1 protein-coding gene is annotated in these 255 nt (G+C 56.1%); it reads left to right on the top strand.

Going from position 1 to position 255, the window contains the following annotated elements; genetic code table 11:
* Positions 1-29: 29 nt before the first annotated feature.
* A partial coding sequence (locus tag E0D98_RS26625; protein ID WP_131891661.1) for a MobC family plasmid mobilization relaxosome protein occupies positions 30-255 on the top strand: 226 nt, incomplete at its 3' end.

The following is a 255-nucleotide window of genomic DNA, read 5'->3' as shown; positions in this document are numbered from 1 at the left end:
TTTTAATGATACCGGTGAAACGCGAAAGGATGCTCACGATACGGGTCACGGATGAGGAACATGCGCGGCTGCTGGCACGTTGTGAGGGAAAACAACTTGCGTCATGGATGCGTAAGGTCTGCCTGGGTGCACCGCCATCGAAAACGTCAGGTCTTCCGACACTGGCACCGCCGCTGTTGCGCCAGTTCGCTTCGGTCGGCAATAACCTGAATCAGATAGCCCGGAAGATAAACAGCGGACAGTGGTCGGGGCATG

It is taken from the genome of Escherichia sp. KCJ4928 (assembly GCF_004352695.1).
Lineage (GTDB): Bacteria > Pseudomonadota > Gammaproteobacteria > Enterobacterales > Enterobacteriaceae > ECMA0423.
Note: the sequence above shows the minus strand (reverse complement) of the source record. Positions and strands in the feature narration are given on the sequence as shown.